The organism is Marmoricola sp. URHB0036 (assembly GCF_000426045.1).
Taxonomy (GTDB): domain Bacteria; phylum Actinomycetota; class Actinomycetes; order Propionibacteriales; family Nocardioidaceae; genus Marmoricola.
Genome location: NZ_AUEP01000006.1, coordinates 1 through 16,904 on the forward strand (window position 1 = coordinate 1; position 16,904 = coordinate 16,904).

Consider the following 16,904-nt stretch of genomic DNA (forward strand, 5'->3'; position numbering starts at 1 on the left):
GGACGAGGTCGCCACCCCCGAACCGGCCGAACCCTCCACCGAGGACACCGGCGAAGGCGTCGACCGCAGCCAGGACGACGCCGACACCGACGTAGCCCAGGACGAGGACCCGGAAGAGCCCGAGACCGAGACGAAGGACGAGTCCGAGGAGTCCGAGGCCGAGCCGCAGACCGAGTCCGACGACGCCGGCATCACCTCGCTGAAGGACATCAAGGCGAAGTACTCCGGAGCGACCGAGGAGTCGACCGAGGCGCCCGAGCCCGAGCCCGAGCGGCAGGACGAGACCGACGAAGCCGACGAGGCTCCGGCCGAGGACGAGGCCACGGACGAGGACAAGCCGAAGCCGGCGTCCGCGGGCGAGACCCACCAGCCCCGGACCGACGCCGAGATCGGCGAGGGCGGCTCCCTCTTCGACCTCTGAGGCCCAGCCGACGCCGCTCGTGTCACACCAGTGCTGTTCCTGGGCGGCCGGGACGACTCTCCTGTGACGCATGGGACCACCCCGGCCCCCTGTGACCCGCGTCACCAGCTGTAACCGGTTCCACCTCCGGTCGTTGCACCCAGCAACAGCTACGGGAGGAACCTCGATGTCGTCACGCCCGCTCGTCCGAGTGCTGCTCGCCGCCGTCGCCGCAGGAGCCCTCGTGGCCGCTCCACTGGCGGTCACACCGGCCGAGGCGGCCTCGAGTACGGCGACCGTGAGCACCTGGCAGCCACGTCCGGCGCAGTACACGCAGACCACCACGATCAAGGACCTCGCCATCCCGATGTCGGACGGCGTGAAGCTGCGCGGTGACCTGACGTTGCCCGCCAATGCCGACGGCACCCCGATCGGGGCGAAGGTGCCGGTCATCGTGACCATCACGGCCTACAACAAGACCGTCATCGCCGGCGGGTTCGGCGGGACCCTGGCGGGCGCCGACCCGGCGTACCTCGTCAAGCGCGGCTACGCCCAGCTCACCGTCGACGCCCGCGGCACCGGCTCGAGCGAGGGCCAGTGGAACGCCTTCGACAAGCGCGAGGACCAGGACAGCGCCGAGGTGATGACCTGGGCGCACCAGCAGCCGTGGTCCAACGGCAACACCGCGATGACGGGTGCCTCCTACATGGGCATCGCCCAGATCTTCGCGGCGGCCGGGCGACCCGCCGGGCTCAAGGCGATCTTCCCGCAGGTCCCCGCTGCTGACGTCTACCGCGACGTGGTCGCCTCCGGCGGCCAGATCGACTCCGGCTTCATGCCCCTGTGGCTCGGCCTGGTCACGGCGACCAGCGTGATCCCGCCCGCGGTCGCGGGCACCGACCCGCAGTCGGGCATCGGCGCGCTGGCCTCGCACATCGGTGCGGTCGGTACCTTCACCGGCCCCACGCTGGTCAAGGCGATCGCGGGCCAGGACACGGCGTACGACGGACCCTTCTACGCCGAGCGCTCACCGATCAACGTCATCTCCAAGGTCAACGTGCCGACGTTCCTGGTCAGCGGCGAGTACGACCTGTTCCAGCGCGGCACCCCCCTGCTGTTCGAGAACCTCCGCAAGCGCGGCATCCCGACCAAGCTGATCATCGGTCCCTGGGACCACCTCAAGGGCTCGTCGGGCGCCGAGGTCGGCAACGCCGGCTACGGGCCGCTCAACGAGCTGCAGCTGCGCTGGTTCGACCACTACGTCAAGGGCATGCCCGACAAGACCCTCGACTCCGACATCGCGCCGCTGACGTACTACGAGCAGGGCACCGACTCCTGGAAGAAGACGAGCAGCTGGGTCGGCAGCGACCGGGTCGCCTCGACCTGGAAGCTGTCGGGCAACGCCAGCAACGGGACGCCCGGCAGCTTGACCACCGGCGCCACTCAGGACGGTACGGCGACGGTGCTCCCGATCCCGGTCGCCGGACTGTGCACCCGGTCCACCAACCAGTGGACCGCCGGCATCATGGGCCAGAGCCCGCTGCCGAACCCGTGCCTCGACGACAACCGCGTCAACGACCTGGCCGGCGTCACCTTCGACTCGGCCCCGGTGACCAGGGCGGTCCGCTTCCAGGGCCCGATCAACGCCCACCTGTACGTCGACAGCGTCGGCGGCAACGGGATGCTCTCGGTCGCCGTCGAGGACGTCGCCCCGGACGGCACCGTCAAGCGCCTGACCGGTGGCTGGCAGGTCATCTCCGACCGTGCCCTGGACACCTCGAGGAGCCGCTACCTCGACGGCAAGCTGATCCAACCCTTCCACCCCTTCACCAAGGCAGCCGAGAAGCCCCTGGCCGCGGGCGCGGTCGAGCCGGTCGACGTCGAGGTGTTTCCGACGGGCGCATCCATCGAACCCGGGCACAAGCTCCGGATCGCCGTACAGGCCTTCGACGTACCTCACCTCGCGCCGACGCTGCCCCAGCTCCTCGGCTCGCTGACCGCGATCACCATCCACAGCTCGGCGAAGTACCCGTCGGTGCTGACGATCCCGGCCATCCGCTAGGACAAAGCGCCCGGGGCTGGCGCGCAGAACTGAGGGGTGGCAGCCGAAGTACTGCCCGCCAGCCCCCAGTTTCCCCGGACGTCCGGGGAAACCGCGGCCCCCTACGCCTTCATCGGCACACCCTCACGCCAGTACCCCATGAAAGCCACCTGGGCGCGATCGAGGCCGAGCTCGGTGACCAGGGTCCGGCGCAGGGCCTTGACCATCCAGGACTCGCCGGCGATCCAGGCGTAGGTGTCCTCGAGGTCGTGGCCCACCGAGCGGGCGCGCAGCTGCTCCTCGAGGTCCTCGCCCGCGGCGGAGTAGCGCGGGGTCTCCCAGACGTCGATGTCGAGGTCGCTGGGGAGCTCCGGGAGCGCCTCGAAGTCGGTCGCCGGCGGCAGGCCGAGATGGCGGCGCACCTGTTGCACGATCCGTCGGCCGTACGCCGCGTCGTTGCGGGGGAACCACTGCATCTCGAAACCCTCGGGCGCCGGCAGGTCGAGGATGTCGGCGGCCGTCGGCACCTCCACGAACACCCCACCGGTGTGGCCGGGACCGACGTCCGCGAGGATCCGACCCAGTGCGGGTACGGCGGTCTCGTCGCCGATCAGCAGCAGGTGCGTCCGCCCGGCCGGGTCGAACTCGGTGCCGCCGTACGACGAACGCCGGTGCGGCGCGACCACCTGGATCACGTCACCGCGGCGGGCGGCGAGTGCCCAGCGACAGGCGGGCCCCGGGGCATGACCACCCACCTCCTCGTGCACGACGAAGTCGACCACCAGCCGGACGTCGTCTCCGTCGCGGACGACGTCGCGGATCGTGTAGGTGCGCATCGGCGAGCGGACGTCGCCGGCAGCCATCAGGGCCGAGTAGTACTCCTCCGGCACCGGCGGGATCGTCGGCAGCGCGCCGGTCGGTCCGGGGAGGACGACCTTGAACCGGGTGTCGTACCCGTCCTCGCCGAGGTCGACGAAGGCCGCGCTGGCCAGCTCGACCCGCACGAACGCCGGGCTGAGCCGCGTGACGGAGTGCACCTCGGCCTCGGTGATCAGCACACTGGGAGCGATGGTCTCGGTGGTCATGCAGTCCTCCGGTCGTGCAGGGTTCGGGAGCGGCGACCCAGCGGGATCACCATCGGGGTGGCGGTGACCGGGTCCTCGATGACCCGGCTCTCCATGCCGAAGATGTCGCGCACGCAGTCCTCGGTGATCACCTCGCGCGGCGGCCCGGCGGCCACGATCCGCCCGTCGCGCATCGCCACCAGGTGGCCGGCGTAGCGGGCGGCCAGGTTGAGGTCGTGCAGCACCATCACGATCGTCGTGCCGCGCGCCTCGTTGAGGTCTGCGAGCAGGTCGAGCACCTCGACCTGGTGGGCGACGTCGAGGTACGTCGTCGGCTCGTCCAGCAGCAACAGGTCGGTCTGCTGCGCCAGCGCCAGCGCGATCCACACCCGCTGGCGCTGTCCGCCCGAGAGCTCGTCGACCAGCCGGTCGGCGACATCGATGGTGTCGGTCAGCTCGAGTGCCTGGGCGACGGCCGCCTCGTCGCCGCGCGACCAACGGCGGAAGGCGCCCTGGTGCGGATGGCGCCCGCGACCCACGAGGTCGACCACGCTCACACCGTCCGGCGTGACCGGGTTCTGCGGCAGCAGGCCGAGAGTGCGCGCGACCTGACGTGACGGCAGTGTCGCGATCTCCTGGCCGTCGAGCAGGATCGCTCCGCCACTCGGTCGCAGCAATCGGGCCATCCCGCGCAGCAGGGTGGACTTGCCGCAGGCGTTGGCGCCGACGATCACGGTCGTCTGCCCGTCGGGGAGGTCGGTGCTGAGGTCGACGACGACCGGCTTGTCGTCGTACCCCAGGCTCACCTCGCGCGTGACGAGCCGGCTCGGCGGGGGGTGGGCTGGGTTGGTCATCACGACCTCCTGGGGGCGCGACCGGTGGCGAGCAGCCACAGCAGGAACGGGGCACCGAAGGCGCCGGTGACGACGCCGACGGGGTAGTTGACGTCAGGCACGAGGTACGTCGCGACGTAGTCGGCACCGACGACGATCACCGCTCCGACCAGGCCGGCCCCGATCAACGTGCTGCGACCGGCGTTCAGCGCTCGCGCGATCGGGCCGGCTAGGAACGACACGAACGCGATCGGCCCGGCAGCAGCGACCCCGGCCGCGACGAGCAGCACCGCCACGAGCAGCAGCGCGTCCGAGCGGCGTGGAGTCACGCCCAGTCCGGCGGCGGCGTCCTCGCCCAGCTCGGCCACCCGTGCCGAGCGGGCGAGCCAGACGAGGAGCGGCGCGAGCACGCCCAGGAGCACGGCGAGCAGGCGGATCGTGGGCCAGTCGACCCGGCTCAGGCTGCCGGTCAGCCACTGCAGCAGCAGCTGCACGTCCCACACGTCGGCCCGCGTGAACAGGTACTGGATCACCGACAACAGCGCCGCGCTGACGCCGACCCCCACCAGGACGAGCCGGTTGCCACCGCTGCTGCCGACCTGTGAGCGGACGAGCACCGCGACGAAGAGCGCACCCGCGACGGCCGCGACGGCGACCATCGGGCCGGACTGGTGGAGGGTCACGATGGAGAACACCGCGAAGGCACTCGCCCCGACGCTCACCCCGACGATGTCGGGGCTGGCCAGCGGGTTGCGCAGGGTGGTCTGGAAGATCGCGCCGGCCACCCCGAATGCCCCGCCGACCAGGACACCGAGCACGGCCCGCGGCAGCTTGCTCTCCATCAGGACGTAGCTGGCCCCGGGGATCTCGGTGCCGGTGACGATGCGGAGGAAGTCCGGGACGGTGATCAGGAAGTCGCCGAGCAGGGTGCGGGCCGCCACGACGCCGAGCAGGGCCAGCGAGAGTCCCCCGATCACCCATTGCGTACGACGGATCGGCCGACGCCGCGCCCGGCGTACCACCGCCACCGCCTCGGGTGACACCACCGCACTCACAGCGCCCCGATCCGGCCGCGACGGACGAGCCGGAGGAACACCGGCACCCCGACGACGGCAGTCATGATGCCGACCTGCACCTCGGCCGGTGGCAGCACGACCCGGCCGACCACGTCGGCCACGAGGACGAGCACGGCGCCGTAGGCCAGGCTCAGCGGCAGCACCCGCCGGTAGTCGGGTCCCACCACGGCACGGACGCCGTGCGGCACGATCAGCCCGACGAACGCGACCGGGCCGGCGAGCGCGGTCGCGGCGCCGGCGAGCAGTACCACCGCCACCCCGATGACCAACCGGTCGAGCGCCACCCGGCGCCCGAGTCCACGGGCGAGGTCGTCCCCGAGCGCCAGGGCGTTCAGGCTCCGCGCCGAGGTGAGGGCGAGCACGGCGCCGACGGCCAGGAACGGCAGTCCGACGAGGAGCACGTCGCTCGCCCGGCCGCCGATGGTGCCCACCTGCCAGAACCGGAACGACTCCATCGTCTGCCGGTCGGTGAGCAGCACGCCCGACGTCCAGCTGCTCACCGCGGCGGTGAGCGCGGCGCCCGCGATCGCGACCTTCACCGGCGTGGCTCCGTCGCGCCCGGCGGAGGCGACCGCGTGCACCAGCACCATGGCGACCGCGGCCCCGGCGAAGGCCCACCACACGTAGGAGTGCAGGTCGGTGACCCCGAAGGCCGAGATGGCCAGCACCATCGCGAACGAGGCCCCGGCGTTGACACCGAGGATTCCGGGATCGGCCAGGGGGTTGCGGGTCAGCCCCTGCATCAGGGCACCGACCAGCCCGAGCGCCCCACCGACAGTGAGCCCGAGCAGGGTGCGGTCGACGCGTGCCGCCGCGATCGCATGCAGCGGGTCCGAAGGGTCGAGCACGACACCGGGAGGGATGAGGCGCGCGCCCACGAGCACCGAGGCGACGCCGGCGGTGGCCAGGGCGAGGACTGCGAGCACCACGGCGGTTCGCGTCCCGGGCCGACCCGCGGGTGAGCGCGGGTCGGCCCGGACGCTGATGGCCGTCTGGACGGTCACGAGCCTGCGACGGCCTTGGCGACCTCGGGCACGAAGTCCTTGATGATGACCGGGATCGACAGCGGTGTCGGGTTGGTGACGGCCAGGGCGATGGGCTTCTGGCCCTCGGCGTACGCGTGCCCGTCGGCGATCGCCGGGACCTTGCCGATCAGCCGGTCCCTGGCGAACGTCTTCATGTCGTCAGGCTTCTCCGACCAGGTCAGGAACACGTCGGAATCGAGGTCCGCTGCCTTCTCCGCCGAGACCGACCCGTAGAACTGGCCCGGCTTGATGGCGCTCGCCACCGCCGGCGCGTCCTCCAGGCCGAGGTCGTGCATGAAGGAGACCCGCGGGTCCTGCGGCGCGTAGATGCCGATCTGCGAGAGGTCGGTCGTGGTCAGGTAGCCGAAGATCATCGACTTGCCGGCCAGGTCGGAGTACCTCGCCCTGGTGGCGTCGATCTCCTTCTCCGTCTTCTCCTCGACCTCCTCGGCCTGCTCGGAGCGGCCCAGTGCCTTGCCGACGGTCTCGAGCGAGGTCTGCCACGGGGTCACCCAGGGTGCCTCGGGGTAGGCGACGACCGGCGCGATCTTGCTGAGCTTGGTGTACTCCTGCCGGGTGATCCCGGAGTTGGTCGCGAGGATCACGTCGGGTCGCAGCTTGGCGATCTCGTCGATCGGGGCGCCGTCGGAGTCGTCGTACCGCACCGGCGCCTCGGCGCCCATCTTCTTCACCGCGGCGTCGAACCAGTCCGAGGAGCCGTTCGCGTTGCCGCCCCAGGTCAGCTCGGTGGCCCCGACCGGGACCACTCCCAGCGCCACGGCCTGGTCCTGGTCGCTCCAGCCCAGCGTCGCGACGCGGGTGGGCGCCTGGTCGATGGTGGTCTCGCCGAAGGCGGTCTTGATGGTGACCGGGAAGGCGTCGGCCTCGGCCTTGGTGGTGGTGGTGCCGGCGGCGTCGTCGTCGGTCGAGCCGGTGCTGCACCCGGTCAACGCGAGCGCTCCGAGACTGACGGCGAGAGCGACGTGGCGCAGTCTTTTCATGGAGGGATCCTTGGGTCTGTGGGCGAAAGTTAGGTTAGCCTAACCTCACAGAACCTGCTCCCGGCAAGAGGGTCCTAGGGACCGAACAGAGCTGGATCAGATCTGGGTGCGCTGGAAGTTCGCGTAGGAGCGCGACGGCGTCGGGCCACGCTGACCCTGGTAGCGCGAGCCGTACTTGGCCGAGCCGTAGGGGTGCTCGGCCGGCGAGGACAGCCGGAAGAAGCAGAGCTGCCCGATCTTCATGCCGGGGTAGAGCTTGATCGGCAGCGTGGCCACGTTGGCCAGCTCCAGGGTCACGTGGCCGCTGAAGCCGGGGTCCACGAAGCCGGCGGTGGCGTGGGTGAGCAGCCCGAGGCGTCCGAGCGACGACTTGCCCTCGACCCGGGCGGCCAGGTCGTCGGGGAGGGTCACGACCTCGAGCGTGGAACCCAGCACGAACTCGCCCGGGTGCAGGATGAACGGCTCGTCCCCATTGGGCTCCACCTCACGGGTGAGGTCGGACTGGTCGGCGGCCGGGTCGATGTGCGGGTAGCGGTGGTTCTCGAAGACGCGGAAGTAGCGGTCCAGGCGGAAGTCGATGCTCGACGGCTGGATCATCGCCGGGTCGTAGGGCTCGACGACGACACGCTTCGACTCGATCTCGGCCAGGATGTCGCGGTCGGAGAGCAGCACGCGGACAACTTACCCGCTGGCCACCCGCCAGCCGAGGCCTGCAGAAGGGGTCCCAGAATGGCGCTCATGAAGTTTTCGCGGTACGTCGCGCTCGGCGACTCGTTCACCGAAGGAGTGGGCGACCCCGACCCCACCCGTCCCAACGGCCTGCGCGGCTGGGCCGACCGTGTCGCCGAGGTGCTATCGGAGCAGACCGACGACTTCGGCTACGCCAACCTCGCCGTCCGCGGACGCAAGCTGCGCCCGATCCTCGACGAGCAGCTCGAGCCGGCGCTGGCCCTCGGTCCCGACCTGGTGAGCATCCACGCCGGCGGCAACGACGTGCTGCGTCCCCGGGTCGACCTCGACGACCTCGCCTCGGCGTACGACGCAGGCATCGGTCGCATCGTCGAGACCGGCGCCCACGTCGTGATGTTCACGATCTTCGACCCGGGCAGCAGCGGGATCTACGCAGCGGTGCGCGGCCGGATGGCGATCTTCAACGAGTTCGCCCGCGAGATCAGCGAGCGCCACGGCGCCACCCTCGTCGACATGTGGCGGATGCGCGACCGCGCGATCCCCGAGGTGATGGACTCCGACCGGATGCACCTCAACCCGGTCGGCCACCAGCACATCGCGCTCGCAGTGCTCGCCGGCCTCGGGGTGACGCACGACCAGGAGCCGCTGCCGCGGATCACCCCACCGGTGCTGACCCGAGGCGAGCGACTGCGCGAGAACGCCACCTGGACCCGCGACTTCCTCGGGCCGTGGGTGCACCGCCGCCTCACCGGCAGGTCCTCCGGCGACAGCATCTCGCCCAAGCGACCGACGCTGGCCCCGATCGAACCGGCCTCCCGGGTCGGGTAACCTCTCCTGCGTCGGCAGGCCAACCGGTCCGACGACGCGCGGATGTAGCTCAGTTGGTAGAGCGCGACCTTCCCAAGGTCGATGTCGCGAGTTCGAATCTCGTCATCCGCTCCATGAGTTTCAACGGCTTTCCCGACGCAGCGCTCGACTTCTACGACGACCTCGAGCTCGACAACACCAAGTCGTTCTGGCAGGCGCACAAGCACGTCTACGAGTCGGCCGTCCGCGACCCGATGCTCGCGCTGACCGGGCTGCTCGCCGAGGAGTTCGGCACCGCCAAGGTGTTCCGCCCCTACCGGGACGTGCGCTTCGCGAAGGACAAGACGCCGTACAAGAACCACCAGGGTGCCTTCGTGGCGGTCGGTCCGGCGACGGGCTGGTACGTCGAGATCGGCTCGCCCGGCGTACGTGTCGGTGGTGGCTACTACCACGCCGGCGGACCCGACCTGGCCCGGATCCGCACCGCCATCGACACCCAGCACTCCGGCGAGGAGCTCGCGCGGATCGTGGCGCGGCTGGAGAAGGGCGGATTCGAGATCCGCGGCGAACAGCTCAAGACCACGCCCCGTGGGTATGCCGCCGACCACCCCCGGATCGACCTGCTGCGCTACAAGTCGATGGCGCTCGGCAAGGCCTACGGCTTCGAGAACCTGGACACCGCGGCCCTGGCCGACCGAGTCCGCGACGACTGGCGCGCCCTCCGCCCGCTCGTCGAGTGGGTCGCCGCCCGGGTCGACATCGTCGGCTGACCGGATAGTCCAGAACGAAAAGCCGGCCAGAGCACGTCGATGAGCGGTGAAACGTTCTGGACTATCCGTCTTCGGGCTTGCGCAGGGTGGCCATCGTGCGCTCGACCTCCCAGTGGGCGGCCATCGAGACCATCTTGCCCTCGTCGTTGACGCGGTAGACCGCGATCAGGTCGGTGTCCGCGAGGCTGCCGTCCTCGAGCACGGTCGAGAAGGTGCCGATGTTGGCGCAGGCGTTGCCGTTGGCGAAGGAGTCGCGGATCGTGAAGTGGAACTCCTTGACCGGCGCGATCGCCATGTCCCAGAAGGCACTGACGCCCTCGGGACCGTGGTGGCCCTTGCCCTCGGGATCGAAGAAGGACGGCCCGACGGGGTCCTCGATGACGCAGTCCTCGGCCCACAGGGTGAGCCACTCGTCCTTCTGCTTGCGTGAGACCAGGTCGTAGGAGCGTTGGGAGAGGCGGCGTACGGGGTGGTCACCGTCGGGTGCTTCCCAGGTGACGAACTCTGACTCGATCATCGCAGAACTGTAACGTGTTTCAGTTTTCTTGGCGATGAGTTCCGCTGCTGACGCTGGTCTGATGTGGTGACCAACAGGAGGCAGTCATGAGCCCAGGAACGAGCAAGGTGATCGCAGGCATCACGACATCGGTCGACGGCTACATCACCGGCCCCGACGACGGGCCGGAGCACGGCCTGGGGATCGGCGGCGAACGCCTGCACAACTGGGTGATGGGCGGACCCTGGACCTACGACGGCGAGCACGCGTTCGCGATGTCGGCCGAGGACCGGGAGTTCTACGACGAGTTCGTCGCCGGCATCGGCTCCGGGCTCTGCGGCCGCGGGATGTACGACGCGTCCGGGGCGTGGGGTGGCACGAACCCGTTCGGCGGCACCCTGCACGTCGTCACCCATCGCACGGAGGACGCCCCCGACCCCTCGACCGGATTCCGCTTCGTGGACGGCTTCGAGCAGGCCCTGGCGCTGGCTCGCGAGGCGGCGGGCGAGCAGGACGTGGCGATCGCCGGCGGCGCCGACATGATCCGACAGGGCCTGGCCGGCGGACACGTCGACGTGCTGGAGATCTCGACCGCACCGCTGATCCTCGGGAAGGGCAAGCGGCTCTTCGAGGGCTTCGAGCACGACATCGACCTCGAGAAGGTCACCGTGCACTCCTCACAGTGGGCGACGCACACGACGTACGCCGTCAAGCGCTGAGCTCCAGCGCCCTGATCATCCTCGGGCCGCCTGCGCGCGGTGCTTCCACTTGCGTCGCTTCCGGTCGAGCCGCTCGCGCTCGTCCTCGAGCTCGGCCACGCGGGTGCGCAGGCCGGCATTCGTCACGAGCGCGTCGGCCAGGGCATCGACGGCGACGCCCAGCTGGTCGCGAGGTCCCGGCAGGGTCTGCTCGGCGGTCTGCTCGGCGAGCAGGCCGAGGTCACCGCGGACGTCGTACCCCGCGTGGGTGAGCGTCTCCTCCCACCGCTCGACCAGCGGCAGCAGGGACGACGTCGGCGCGACCGGCAGCGCGGTGCGCTCCGGATCGGAGCGCACCAGCAGGTCCACGGTGGCTCGACCGACGGGCTCGTCGAGCTGGCGGTTGACCTTGCGGAGCACCGCGACCCCGGCGGGATCGGCGTAGGGAGGTACGACGCCCGGCAGCTCGTCGACCGACAGCCCGGCCAGCGCCACGAACTCGCGCCAGTGCGCGGTCACGTCCTGCTGGGCGATGACGTGCAGCCGGTCGGCGTGGAAGGTCCAGCCCCAGCGGGCCAGGATCGAGGCCAGCTCGTGGCCGGCCCAGAACTGCTCGGCCTGTGCGCGCTCACGGGTCCCCTCGACGGCATGGTCGAGCACACGGCCGACGTACTTGTCCCAACCGGTCGACCCGCCGGCACGCAGCTCGGCCAGCCAGCCGCCGTACAGCTGCTGGGAGAAGGAGTCGAGGGTGACCACCAGGTGCACCTCGAGGCCGATCAGCGGGTCGAGGGCGAACCGGAGCTGGTCCTTGTCGGCCGCGCACAGGTCAGGGGTGGAGAGCACCGAGACGCCCTTGTGCTCCCACACCCGGTCACAGACCCGCGCCCACCGGCCCTCGACGTCGTGGCGGGACAGGCCGGCCTGTCGGTGCGTGCGCAGGATCTCGTGGGTGGCGAGCCGGGCGTCCTCGGCGGTCGCGACCACCTGGACACCGGCCTCGTCGAGGACTTCGCCGTACTCGGTGAGGTTCGCCCCGATGACGGCGCGTGGCGCCTGGGCCAGCCCGATGTGCCAGATCAGCTTTCGTCGTGCCATGGCACTGATCCTCAGTCAGGTCACCGACGCGACAGTGAACTGCGGGTGACCGGCAGGAGTCCTGCCCGGGATCAGTGCGGCTTCCAGGCCTCGTCGTCGACGGTGAGCTCGGCGACGGCCTTGGGCAGCTTGCGCCCGGCGAGCGCCTCGATCGAGACGTTCTCGAACACCTCCCGCAGCGCCGTGCGCGCCGCGATCCAGACGTGCTGGAGGATCTCCGCCGACTCGTTGTAGGAGACGGCCTCCGGGCGCAGCCCGTAGACGCTGACCAGTGGGCCGTCGACGGCGCGGATCACGTCGGCGACCGTGACGTCGGCGGCCTTGGCAGCGAGGCGCCAGCCGCCGGACTGTCCGCGCTGGCTGACCACGATCCCGGCACGACGCATGTCGGCGAGGATCGCCTGCAGGAAGCCGTGCGGGATCTCCTGGAGCTTGCCGAGCTCCTCGGCGCTCACCGGCCGACCGTCGTCGCGGTTGGCGATCTCGATGAGCGCTCGAAGGGCGTAGTCGGCCTTGGCGGAGACGCGCATGCCCGAAGTCTGTCAGATCAGTCGGATTTACTGACCTGATCGACTCGCCGGATCCAGCCCCAACTCCGGTTTCGGCCCACGGTGGCGGGGGTTTGGCCTTCGTCACACACCTCCCCGAAATGCTTGCGTAGCGCGCATCCGGGGCAGATACTGGTTGTTACTGGCTGGTAGCACTCGTCAGTAGCACGTCCGCTTCCTGGTCGTGCCCCCTTCCCAGCGTCGAGAAAAGGTGGGTCTGTGAGCCACTACAAGAGCAACATCCGCGACATCGAGTTCAACCTCTTCGAGGTGCTCAAGCGCGACGAGATCCTCGGCGAGGGACCCTTCGCCGACGTCGACGCGGAGACTGCGAGGTCGATCCTGGGCGAGGTGGACCGGCTGGCCCGCGAGGACCTGGCCGAGTCGTTCGTCGACGCCGACCAGCACCCGCCGGTCTTCGACCCCCAGACCAGTACCGCTCCCCTGCCCGAGTCGTTCAAGAAGAGCTACGCCGCCTGGATGGACTCCGAGTACTGGCGCCTGGGCACCATGGCCGAGCTCGGCGGTACGCCGGCTCCCTCGAGCTTCAACTGGGCGCTGGGCGAGCTGGTGCTCGGCGCCAATCCCGCGCTGTGGATGTACGGCGCCGGCCCGATGTTCGCCGGGATCGTCTACCGCAACGGCAACGAGCGGGACAAGAAGATCGCCCAGCACATCGTCGACAAGGGCTGGAACACCACCATGGTGCTCACCGAGCCCGACGCCGGCTCCGACGTGGGGGCGGGCCGTACCAAGGCCACCCAGAACGACGACGGCACCTGGAACATCGAGGGCGTCAAGCGGTTCATCACCTCGGCCGAGAGCGACCTGTGCGACAACATCATCCACATGGTGCTGGCGCGGCCGGTCGGCGTCGAGGGCGTCGGTGGTCCCGGCACCAAGGGCCTGAGCCTGTTCATCGTGCCGAAGTACCACTTCGACGTGGAGACCGGTGAGCTCGGCGAGCGCAACGGTGCCTACGTGACCAACGTCGAGCACAAGATGGGCATCAAGGTGTCCAACACCTGCGAGCTCACCTTCGGCGACCCGGGTGTCGGCGGCGGCGAGCCGGCCGTCGGCTACCTGCTCGGCGAGGTGCACGACGGCATCGCGCAGATGTTCCAGGTCATCGAGAACGCCCGGATGATGGTCGGCACCAAGGCCATCGCCACGCTCTCGACCGGCTACCTCAACGCGCTCGACTTCGCGAAGACCCGCGTGCAGGGTTCGGACCTCTCGCAGGCCTCCGACAAGACGGCTCCGCGCGTCACGATCACCCACCACCCCGACGTACGTCGCTCGCTGATGGTGCAGAAGTCGTTCTCGGAGGCCATGCGCTCGCTGGTGCTCTACACGGCCTCGTGGCAGGACCGCGTCCAGATCGCCGAGCACAACGGCGAGACCGACGAGCTCGCGATGCGCGTCAACGACCTGCTGCTCCCGATCGTCAAGGGCTACGGCTCGGAGCGTTCGTGGGTGCTGCTCGGCACCGAGTCGCTGCAGACCTTCGGTGGCTCCGGCTTCCTCCAGGAGTACCCCATCGAGCAGTACGTCCGCGACGCCAAGATCGACACCCTCTACGAGGGCACCACCGCGATCCAGGGCCAGGACTTCTTCTTCCGCAAGATCGTCAAGGACCAGGCCAAGGCGCTCGGCTTCCTGGCCGCGGAGATCGAGCAGTTCCTCTCCAGCGAGGCCGGCAACGGTCGCCTCAAGGTGGAGCGCGACCTGCTCGCCAAGGCTCTCGAGGACGCCCAGGGGCTGGTCGGCCTGATGATCAACACCCTGATGAGCGCGGACGAGTCCGCCGAGGGTGGCGACATCAAGAACATCTACAAGGTCGGGCTGAACACCTCTCGCCTGCTGATGATGCTCGGCGACGTGGTCTGCGCCTGGCTGCTCCTCCGCGGCGCCGAGGTGGCCCTGGAGAAGCTCGCCGGCGAGGTCTCGGCCAAGGACAAGGCGTTCTACGAGGGCAAGGTCGCGGCCGCGCAGTTCTTCGCGCACCACAACCTGCCCAAGCTGAGCGCCGAGCTGGCCATCGCCGAGGCGACCGACCTGTCGCTGATGGACCTCGACGAGGCTTCCTTCTGACGGTTCCGCTCCGACGTACGACGCGTCCCCGGTCGGTCCTTCGGGATCGGCCGGGGCCGCGTTGCGTCGGGCCAACGCGTCCTGGGTTTCGCAACACCGGTTGTGAAACCGACACCGCCTACGACGACGCCGCGAACGGAACCCCCATCGAGCCGTCCGACGGGGCCTCGCGGTTGATCAGCCCGCGCCGCGCGAGCGTGGGTACGACGCCCTCGGCGAACTGCCAGGCCTCCTCGAGGTGGGGGTACCCGGACAGGATGAAGTGGTCGATGCCGAGGTCGGCGTACTCGCTGATCCGCTCGGAGACTTCCTCGTGGGAGCCCACCAGCGCGGTGCCGGCGCCTCCGCGCACCAGGCCGACTCCCGACCACAGGTTGGGCGCCACCTCGAGCGAGCGCAGGTCGCGAGACCTGCCGCGGTGCAGGTCGAGCATCCGCTTCTGGCCCTCGGACTCGCTCTTGGCCAGGCCGCCCTGGACGCGTTCGATCTCGCTCTCGTCGATGCCGCGGAGCAGGCGGTCGGCCTCGGCCCAGGCCTCCTCGCTGGTGTCGCGGGAGATCACGTGCAGCCGGATGCCGAAGGAGAGCGAGCGGCCGGCCTGGGTGGCCAACTTGCGGATCCAGTCGACCTTCTCGGCGACTGCCGGGAGCGGTTCGCCCCAGGTCAGGTAGGTGTCGGCGTGCTCGGCCGCGACCACGCCGGCCTCGGGCGAGGAGCCACCGAAGTAGATGGGTGGCACCGGGTCGGGGCGCCGCTGCAGGGTGGCGTTCTCGACGAACACGTGGTCGCCGCGGAAGCTGACCGGGGCGTCATCGGCCCACAGCTGACGTACGACGCTCAGGAACTCGCCGCACCGTGCGTAACGGTCCGCCTTGTTCAGTGAGTCGCCGTACGCCAGCTGCTCCTGTGGCTCGCCGCCGGTCACGACGTTGAGCAGCAGTCGGCCCTCGGACTGCCACTGGAACGTCGAGGCCATCTGCGCGGCGAGGGTCGGGCTCATCAGGCCGGGGCGCAGTGCCACCAGGAACTTCAGCTTCTCGGTCTCCTGCACGAGCATCGCGGTGGTCAGCCACGCGTCCTCGCACCAGGCTCCGGTCGGGGTGAGCACCGACTCGAAGCCCGCCTGCTCGGCGGCCGCGGCGACCTGGTTGAGGTACTGCAGGGTCGCGGGCCGGTCGCCGTGCATCGCGTTGCCGTGCCCGCCGGCGATCAGGTTGCGGGAGTCGCCGTAGGTCGGCAGGAACCAGTGGAAGGTGAGACTCATGCCGCCACCACCTTCACGACCTGGAGGCCCTCGAGGAAGCCCTCGACGATCTTGCCGAGGGCGGGCTCGGCGTCCTCGTGGATGGCGGAGAGGTGGCCGGTCGTCGGGGACTCGATGAACTGGTCGAGGACCAGGAAGCCGTTGACCACGTGCCGCGCCTGCATCGAGGTGAGCACCGGCCGCAGCGCGTAGTCGAGGGCCAGCGCGTGCGCGACGCTCCCACCCGTGGCCAGCGGCAGCACCACCTTGCCGTCCAGCCCGAACTGCGGCAGCAGGTCGAGCCAGGTCTTGAGCAGCCCCGAGAAGGCCGCCTTGTAGACCGGTGTCGCGACGATCAGGCCGTCGGCCTTCTCCAGCCGCGCAGCGGCGTCGACGATGGCCGGGTCGTCGAAGTCGGCGTGCATCAGCGCCTCGGCCGGCAGGTCGCGCAGGGTGAGCGTGTCGACGGTGTGGCCGTGCTCCTCGAGGATCCCGGTGACGTGGCCCAGCAGTACGGCGCTGCGACCTTCATCGGACTGCCGGAGACGGCGAGTACGTGGGACAAGGTGCGGCTCCTCGGTGGTGGACTCAGATAACTCTATCAAGTCACTAGGTTTTACACATTTAATGCCGTTCCGTGTCCGCCTCGTGGGAGAGGCATGGACCACACCCGGTTGGGGAACACTCGGGACAGCCCACCAGGGGCCATTGAAGGGAGCACTGCCATGGGAATCGGACTCGGAGTCGTCCTCCTGCTGCTCGGCCTCATCTTCGCCTTCGGCGTGATCGACCTGCCGGCGAGCATCGATGACGTCGTGGCGACCAACACGCTCGGCTGGATCCTGATCATCGTCGGGGCCTTGGCGATCGTCCTCGCCCTCGTGATGAACAGCCAGCGCACCCGCAGCACCCGGGTCGTCGAGGAACGGCGCGTCGACCCGCCCGTCTGAGACACCAGCTGGACCTCCGTACGGCGGTCCGTCCGCTCTCCTGACTCCGTCAACGAGGGTGGCCGGGCCG

17 protein-coding genes, 1 tRNA gene and 1 pseudogene are annotated in these 16,904 nt (G+C 69.9%); 8 read left to right on the plus strand and 11 right to left on the minus strand.

The genetic code is table 11. The features are described 5' to 3' along the window. Positions 1 to 421: pseudogene (locus H976_RS30305) on the plus strand (hypothetical protein); the annotation flags it as partial. A gap of 166 nt (positions 422 to 587) precedes the next feature. Continuing rightward, on the plus strand, positions 588 to 2,462 hold the full coding sequence (locus H976_RS24980; RefSeq protein WP_051276367.1) for a CocE/NonD family hydrolase: 1,875 nt from the start codon (positions 588 to 590) through the stop codon (positions 2,460 to 2,462). A 101-nt stretch (positions 2,463 to 2,563) separates the two neighbouring features. Here the strand turns inward: H976_RS24980 and H976_RS0106855 are convergent, their stop codons facing one another. The 6 genes from H976_RS0106855 to dcd all read right to left on the minus strand — a co-directional run bounded on the left by H976_RS0106855 (position 2,564) and on the right by dcd (position 8,112). Further along, positions 2,564 to 3,526 (minus strand): siderophore-interacting protein, encoded by a 963-nt coding sequence (locus H976_RS0106855; protein ID WP_036225169.1) that lies wholly within the window; start codon positions 3,524 to 3,526, stop codon positions 2,564 to 2,566. Continuing rightward, the gene (locus H976_RS24985) at positions 3,523 to 4,359 is read right to left on the minus strand and encodes an ABC transporter ATP-binding protein (protein WP_051276369.1); all 837 of its coding nucleotides are present in this window, start codon (positions 4,357 to 4,359) and stop codon (positions 3,523 to 3,525) included. The genes H976_RS0106855 and H976_RS24985 overlap by 4 nt, the downstream gene beginning before the upstream one ends. Then, positions 4,359 to 5,393, minus strand: a complete 1,035-nt coding sequence (locus H976_RS0106865; protein WP_027860936.1) for an iron chelate uptake ABC transporter family permease subunit — start codon at positions 5,391 to 5,393, stop codon at positions 4,359 to 4,361. The genes H976_RS24985 and H976_RS0106865 overlap by 1 nt, the downstream gene beginning before the upstream one ends. Next, complete coding sequence (locus tag H976_RS24990; RefSeq protein WP_051276371.1) at positions 5,390 to 6,418, minus strand: iron ABC transporter permease; 1,029 nt, start codon at positions 6,416 to 6,418, stop codon at positions 5,390 to 5,392. The genes H976_RS0106865 and H976_RS24990 overlap by 4 nt, the downstream gene beginning before the upstream one ends. Then, the gene (locus H976_RS0106875) at positions 6,415 to 7,440 is read right to left on the minus strand and encodes an iron-siderophore ABC transporter substrate-binding protein (RefSeq protein WP_027860937.1); all 1,026 of its coding nucleotides are present in this window, start codon (positions 7,438 to 7,440) and stop codon (positions 6,415 to 6,417) included. The genes H976_RS24990 and H976_RS0106875 overlap by 4 nt, the downstream gene beginning before the upstream one ends. Before the next feature lie 96 nt (positions 7,441 to 7,536). Continuing rightward, positions 7,537 to 8,112: a dCTP deaminase gene (dcd, locus tag H976_RS0106880; RefSeq protein ID WP_027860938.1), complete on the minus strand. Its 576-nt coding sequence runs from the start codon at positions 8,110 to 8,112 to the stop codon at positions 7,537 to 7,539. 66 nt (positions 8,113 to 8,178) lie between these two features. On the opposite strand from dcd, the gene H976_RS0106885 reads away from it, so the two are divergent. The 3 genes from H976_RS0106885 (at position 8,179) to H976_RS0106895 (ending at position 9,707) form a co-directional block, all read left to right on the plus strand. Then, positions 8,179 to 8,958 (plus strand): SGNH/GDSL hydrolase family protein, encoded by a 780-nt coding sequence (locus tag H976_RS0106885; RefSeq protein WP_027860939.1) that lies wholly within the window; start codon positions 8,179 to 8,181, stop codon positions 8,956 to 8,958. Between the two features lie 38 nt (positions 8,959 to 8,996). Beyond that, a tRNA-Gly gene (locus H976_RS0106890) sits at positions 8,997 to 9,072 on the plus strand. Next, the gene (locus tag H976_RS0106895; RefSeq protein ID WP_027860940.1) at positions 9,072 to 9,707 is read left to right on the plus strand and encodes a DUF2461 domain-containing protein; all 636 of its coding nucleotides are present in this window, start codon (positions 9,072 to 9,074) and stop codon (positions 9,705 to 9,707) included. The genes H976_RS0106890 and H976_RS0106895 overlap by 1 nt, the downstream gene beginning before the upstream one ends. 61 nt (positions 9,708 to 9,768) lie before the next feature. On the opposite strand, the gene H976_RS0106900 is transcribed toward H976_RS0106895, so the two are convergent. Further along, positions 9,769 to 10,224, minus strand: a complete 456-nt coding sequence (locus H976_RS0106900) for a nuclear transport factor 2 family protein (protein ID WP_027860941.1) — start codon at positions 10,222 to 10,224, stop codon at positions 9,769 to 9,771. Positions 10,225 to 10,310: 86 nt separating this feature from the next. Between H976_RS0106900 and H976_RS0106905 the strand changes: the two genes are divergently transcribed. Continuing rightward, the gene (locus H976_RS0106905) at positions 10,311 to 10,922 is read left to right on the plus strand and encodes a dihydrofolate reductase family protein (RefSeq protein ID WP_027860942.1); all 612 of its coding nucleotides are present in this window, start codon (positions 10,311 to 10,313) and stop codon (positions 10,920 to 10,922) included. A gap of 15 nt (positions 10,923 to 10,937) precedes the next feature. On the opposite strand, the gene H976_RS0106910 is transcribed toward H976_RS0106905, so the two are convergent. Together H976_RS0106910 and H976_RS0106915 are read right to left on the minus strand one after the other, a co-directional pair. Next, positions 10,938 to 11,999, minus strand: a complete 1,062-nt coding sequence (locus tag H976_RS0106910; RefSeq protein WP_027860943.1) for a hypothetical protein — start codon at positions 11,997 to 11,999, stop codon at positions 10,938 to 10,940. 71 nt (positions 12,000 to 12,070) lie between these two features. Then, positions 12,071 to 12,529 carry an Rrf2 family transcriptional regulator gene (locus tag H976_RS0106915; RefSeq protein WP_027860944.1) on the minus strand — a complete coding sequence of 153 codons (459 nt, stop codon included), beginning with the start codon at positions 12,527 to 12,529 and terminating at the stop codon, positions 12,071 to 12,073. A 237-nt stretch (positions 12,530 to 12,766) separates the two neighbouring features. On the opposite strand from H976_RS0106915, the gene H976_RS0106920 reads away from it, so the two are divergent. Beyond that, positions 12,767 to 14,641, plus strand: coding sequence for an acyl-CoA dehydrogenase (locus H976_RS0106920; protein WP_027860945.1), 1,875 nt, complete (start codon positions 12,767 to 12,769; stop codon positions 14,639 to 14,641). A 118-nt stretch (positions 14,642 to 14,759) separates the two neighbouring features. On the opposite strand, the gene H976_RS0106925 is transcribed toward H976_RS0106920, so the two are convergent. Further along, the gene (locus H976_RS0106925) at positions 14,760 to 15,905 is read right to left on the minus strand and encodes an LLM class flavin-dependent oxidoreductase (protein WP_027860946.1); all 1,146 of its coding nucleotides are present in this window, start codon (positions 15,903 to 15,905) and stop codon (positions 14,760 to 14,762) included. Continuing rightward, the gene (gene ssuE / locus H976_RS24995) at positions 15,902 to 16,489 is read right to left on the minus strand and encodes an NADPH-dependent FMN reductase (protein ID WP_196803995.1); all 588 of its coding nucleotides are present in this window, start codon (positions 16,487 to 16,489) and stop codon (positions 15,902 to 15,904) included. The genes H976_RS0106925 and ssuE overlap by 4 nt, the downstream gene beginning before the upstream one ends. A gap of 120 nt (positions 16,490 to 16,609) precedes the next feature. On the opposite strand from ssuE, the gene H976_RS0106935 reads away from it, so the two are divergent. Beyond that, positions 16,610 to 16,834, plus strand: coding sequence for a DUF6458 family protein (locus H976_RS0106935; protein ID WP_027860947.1), 225 nt, complete (start codon positions 16,610 to 16,612; stop codon positions 16,832 to 16,834). Positions 16,835 to 16,904: the final 70 nt, after the last annotated feature.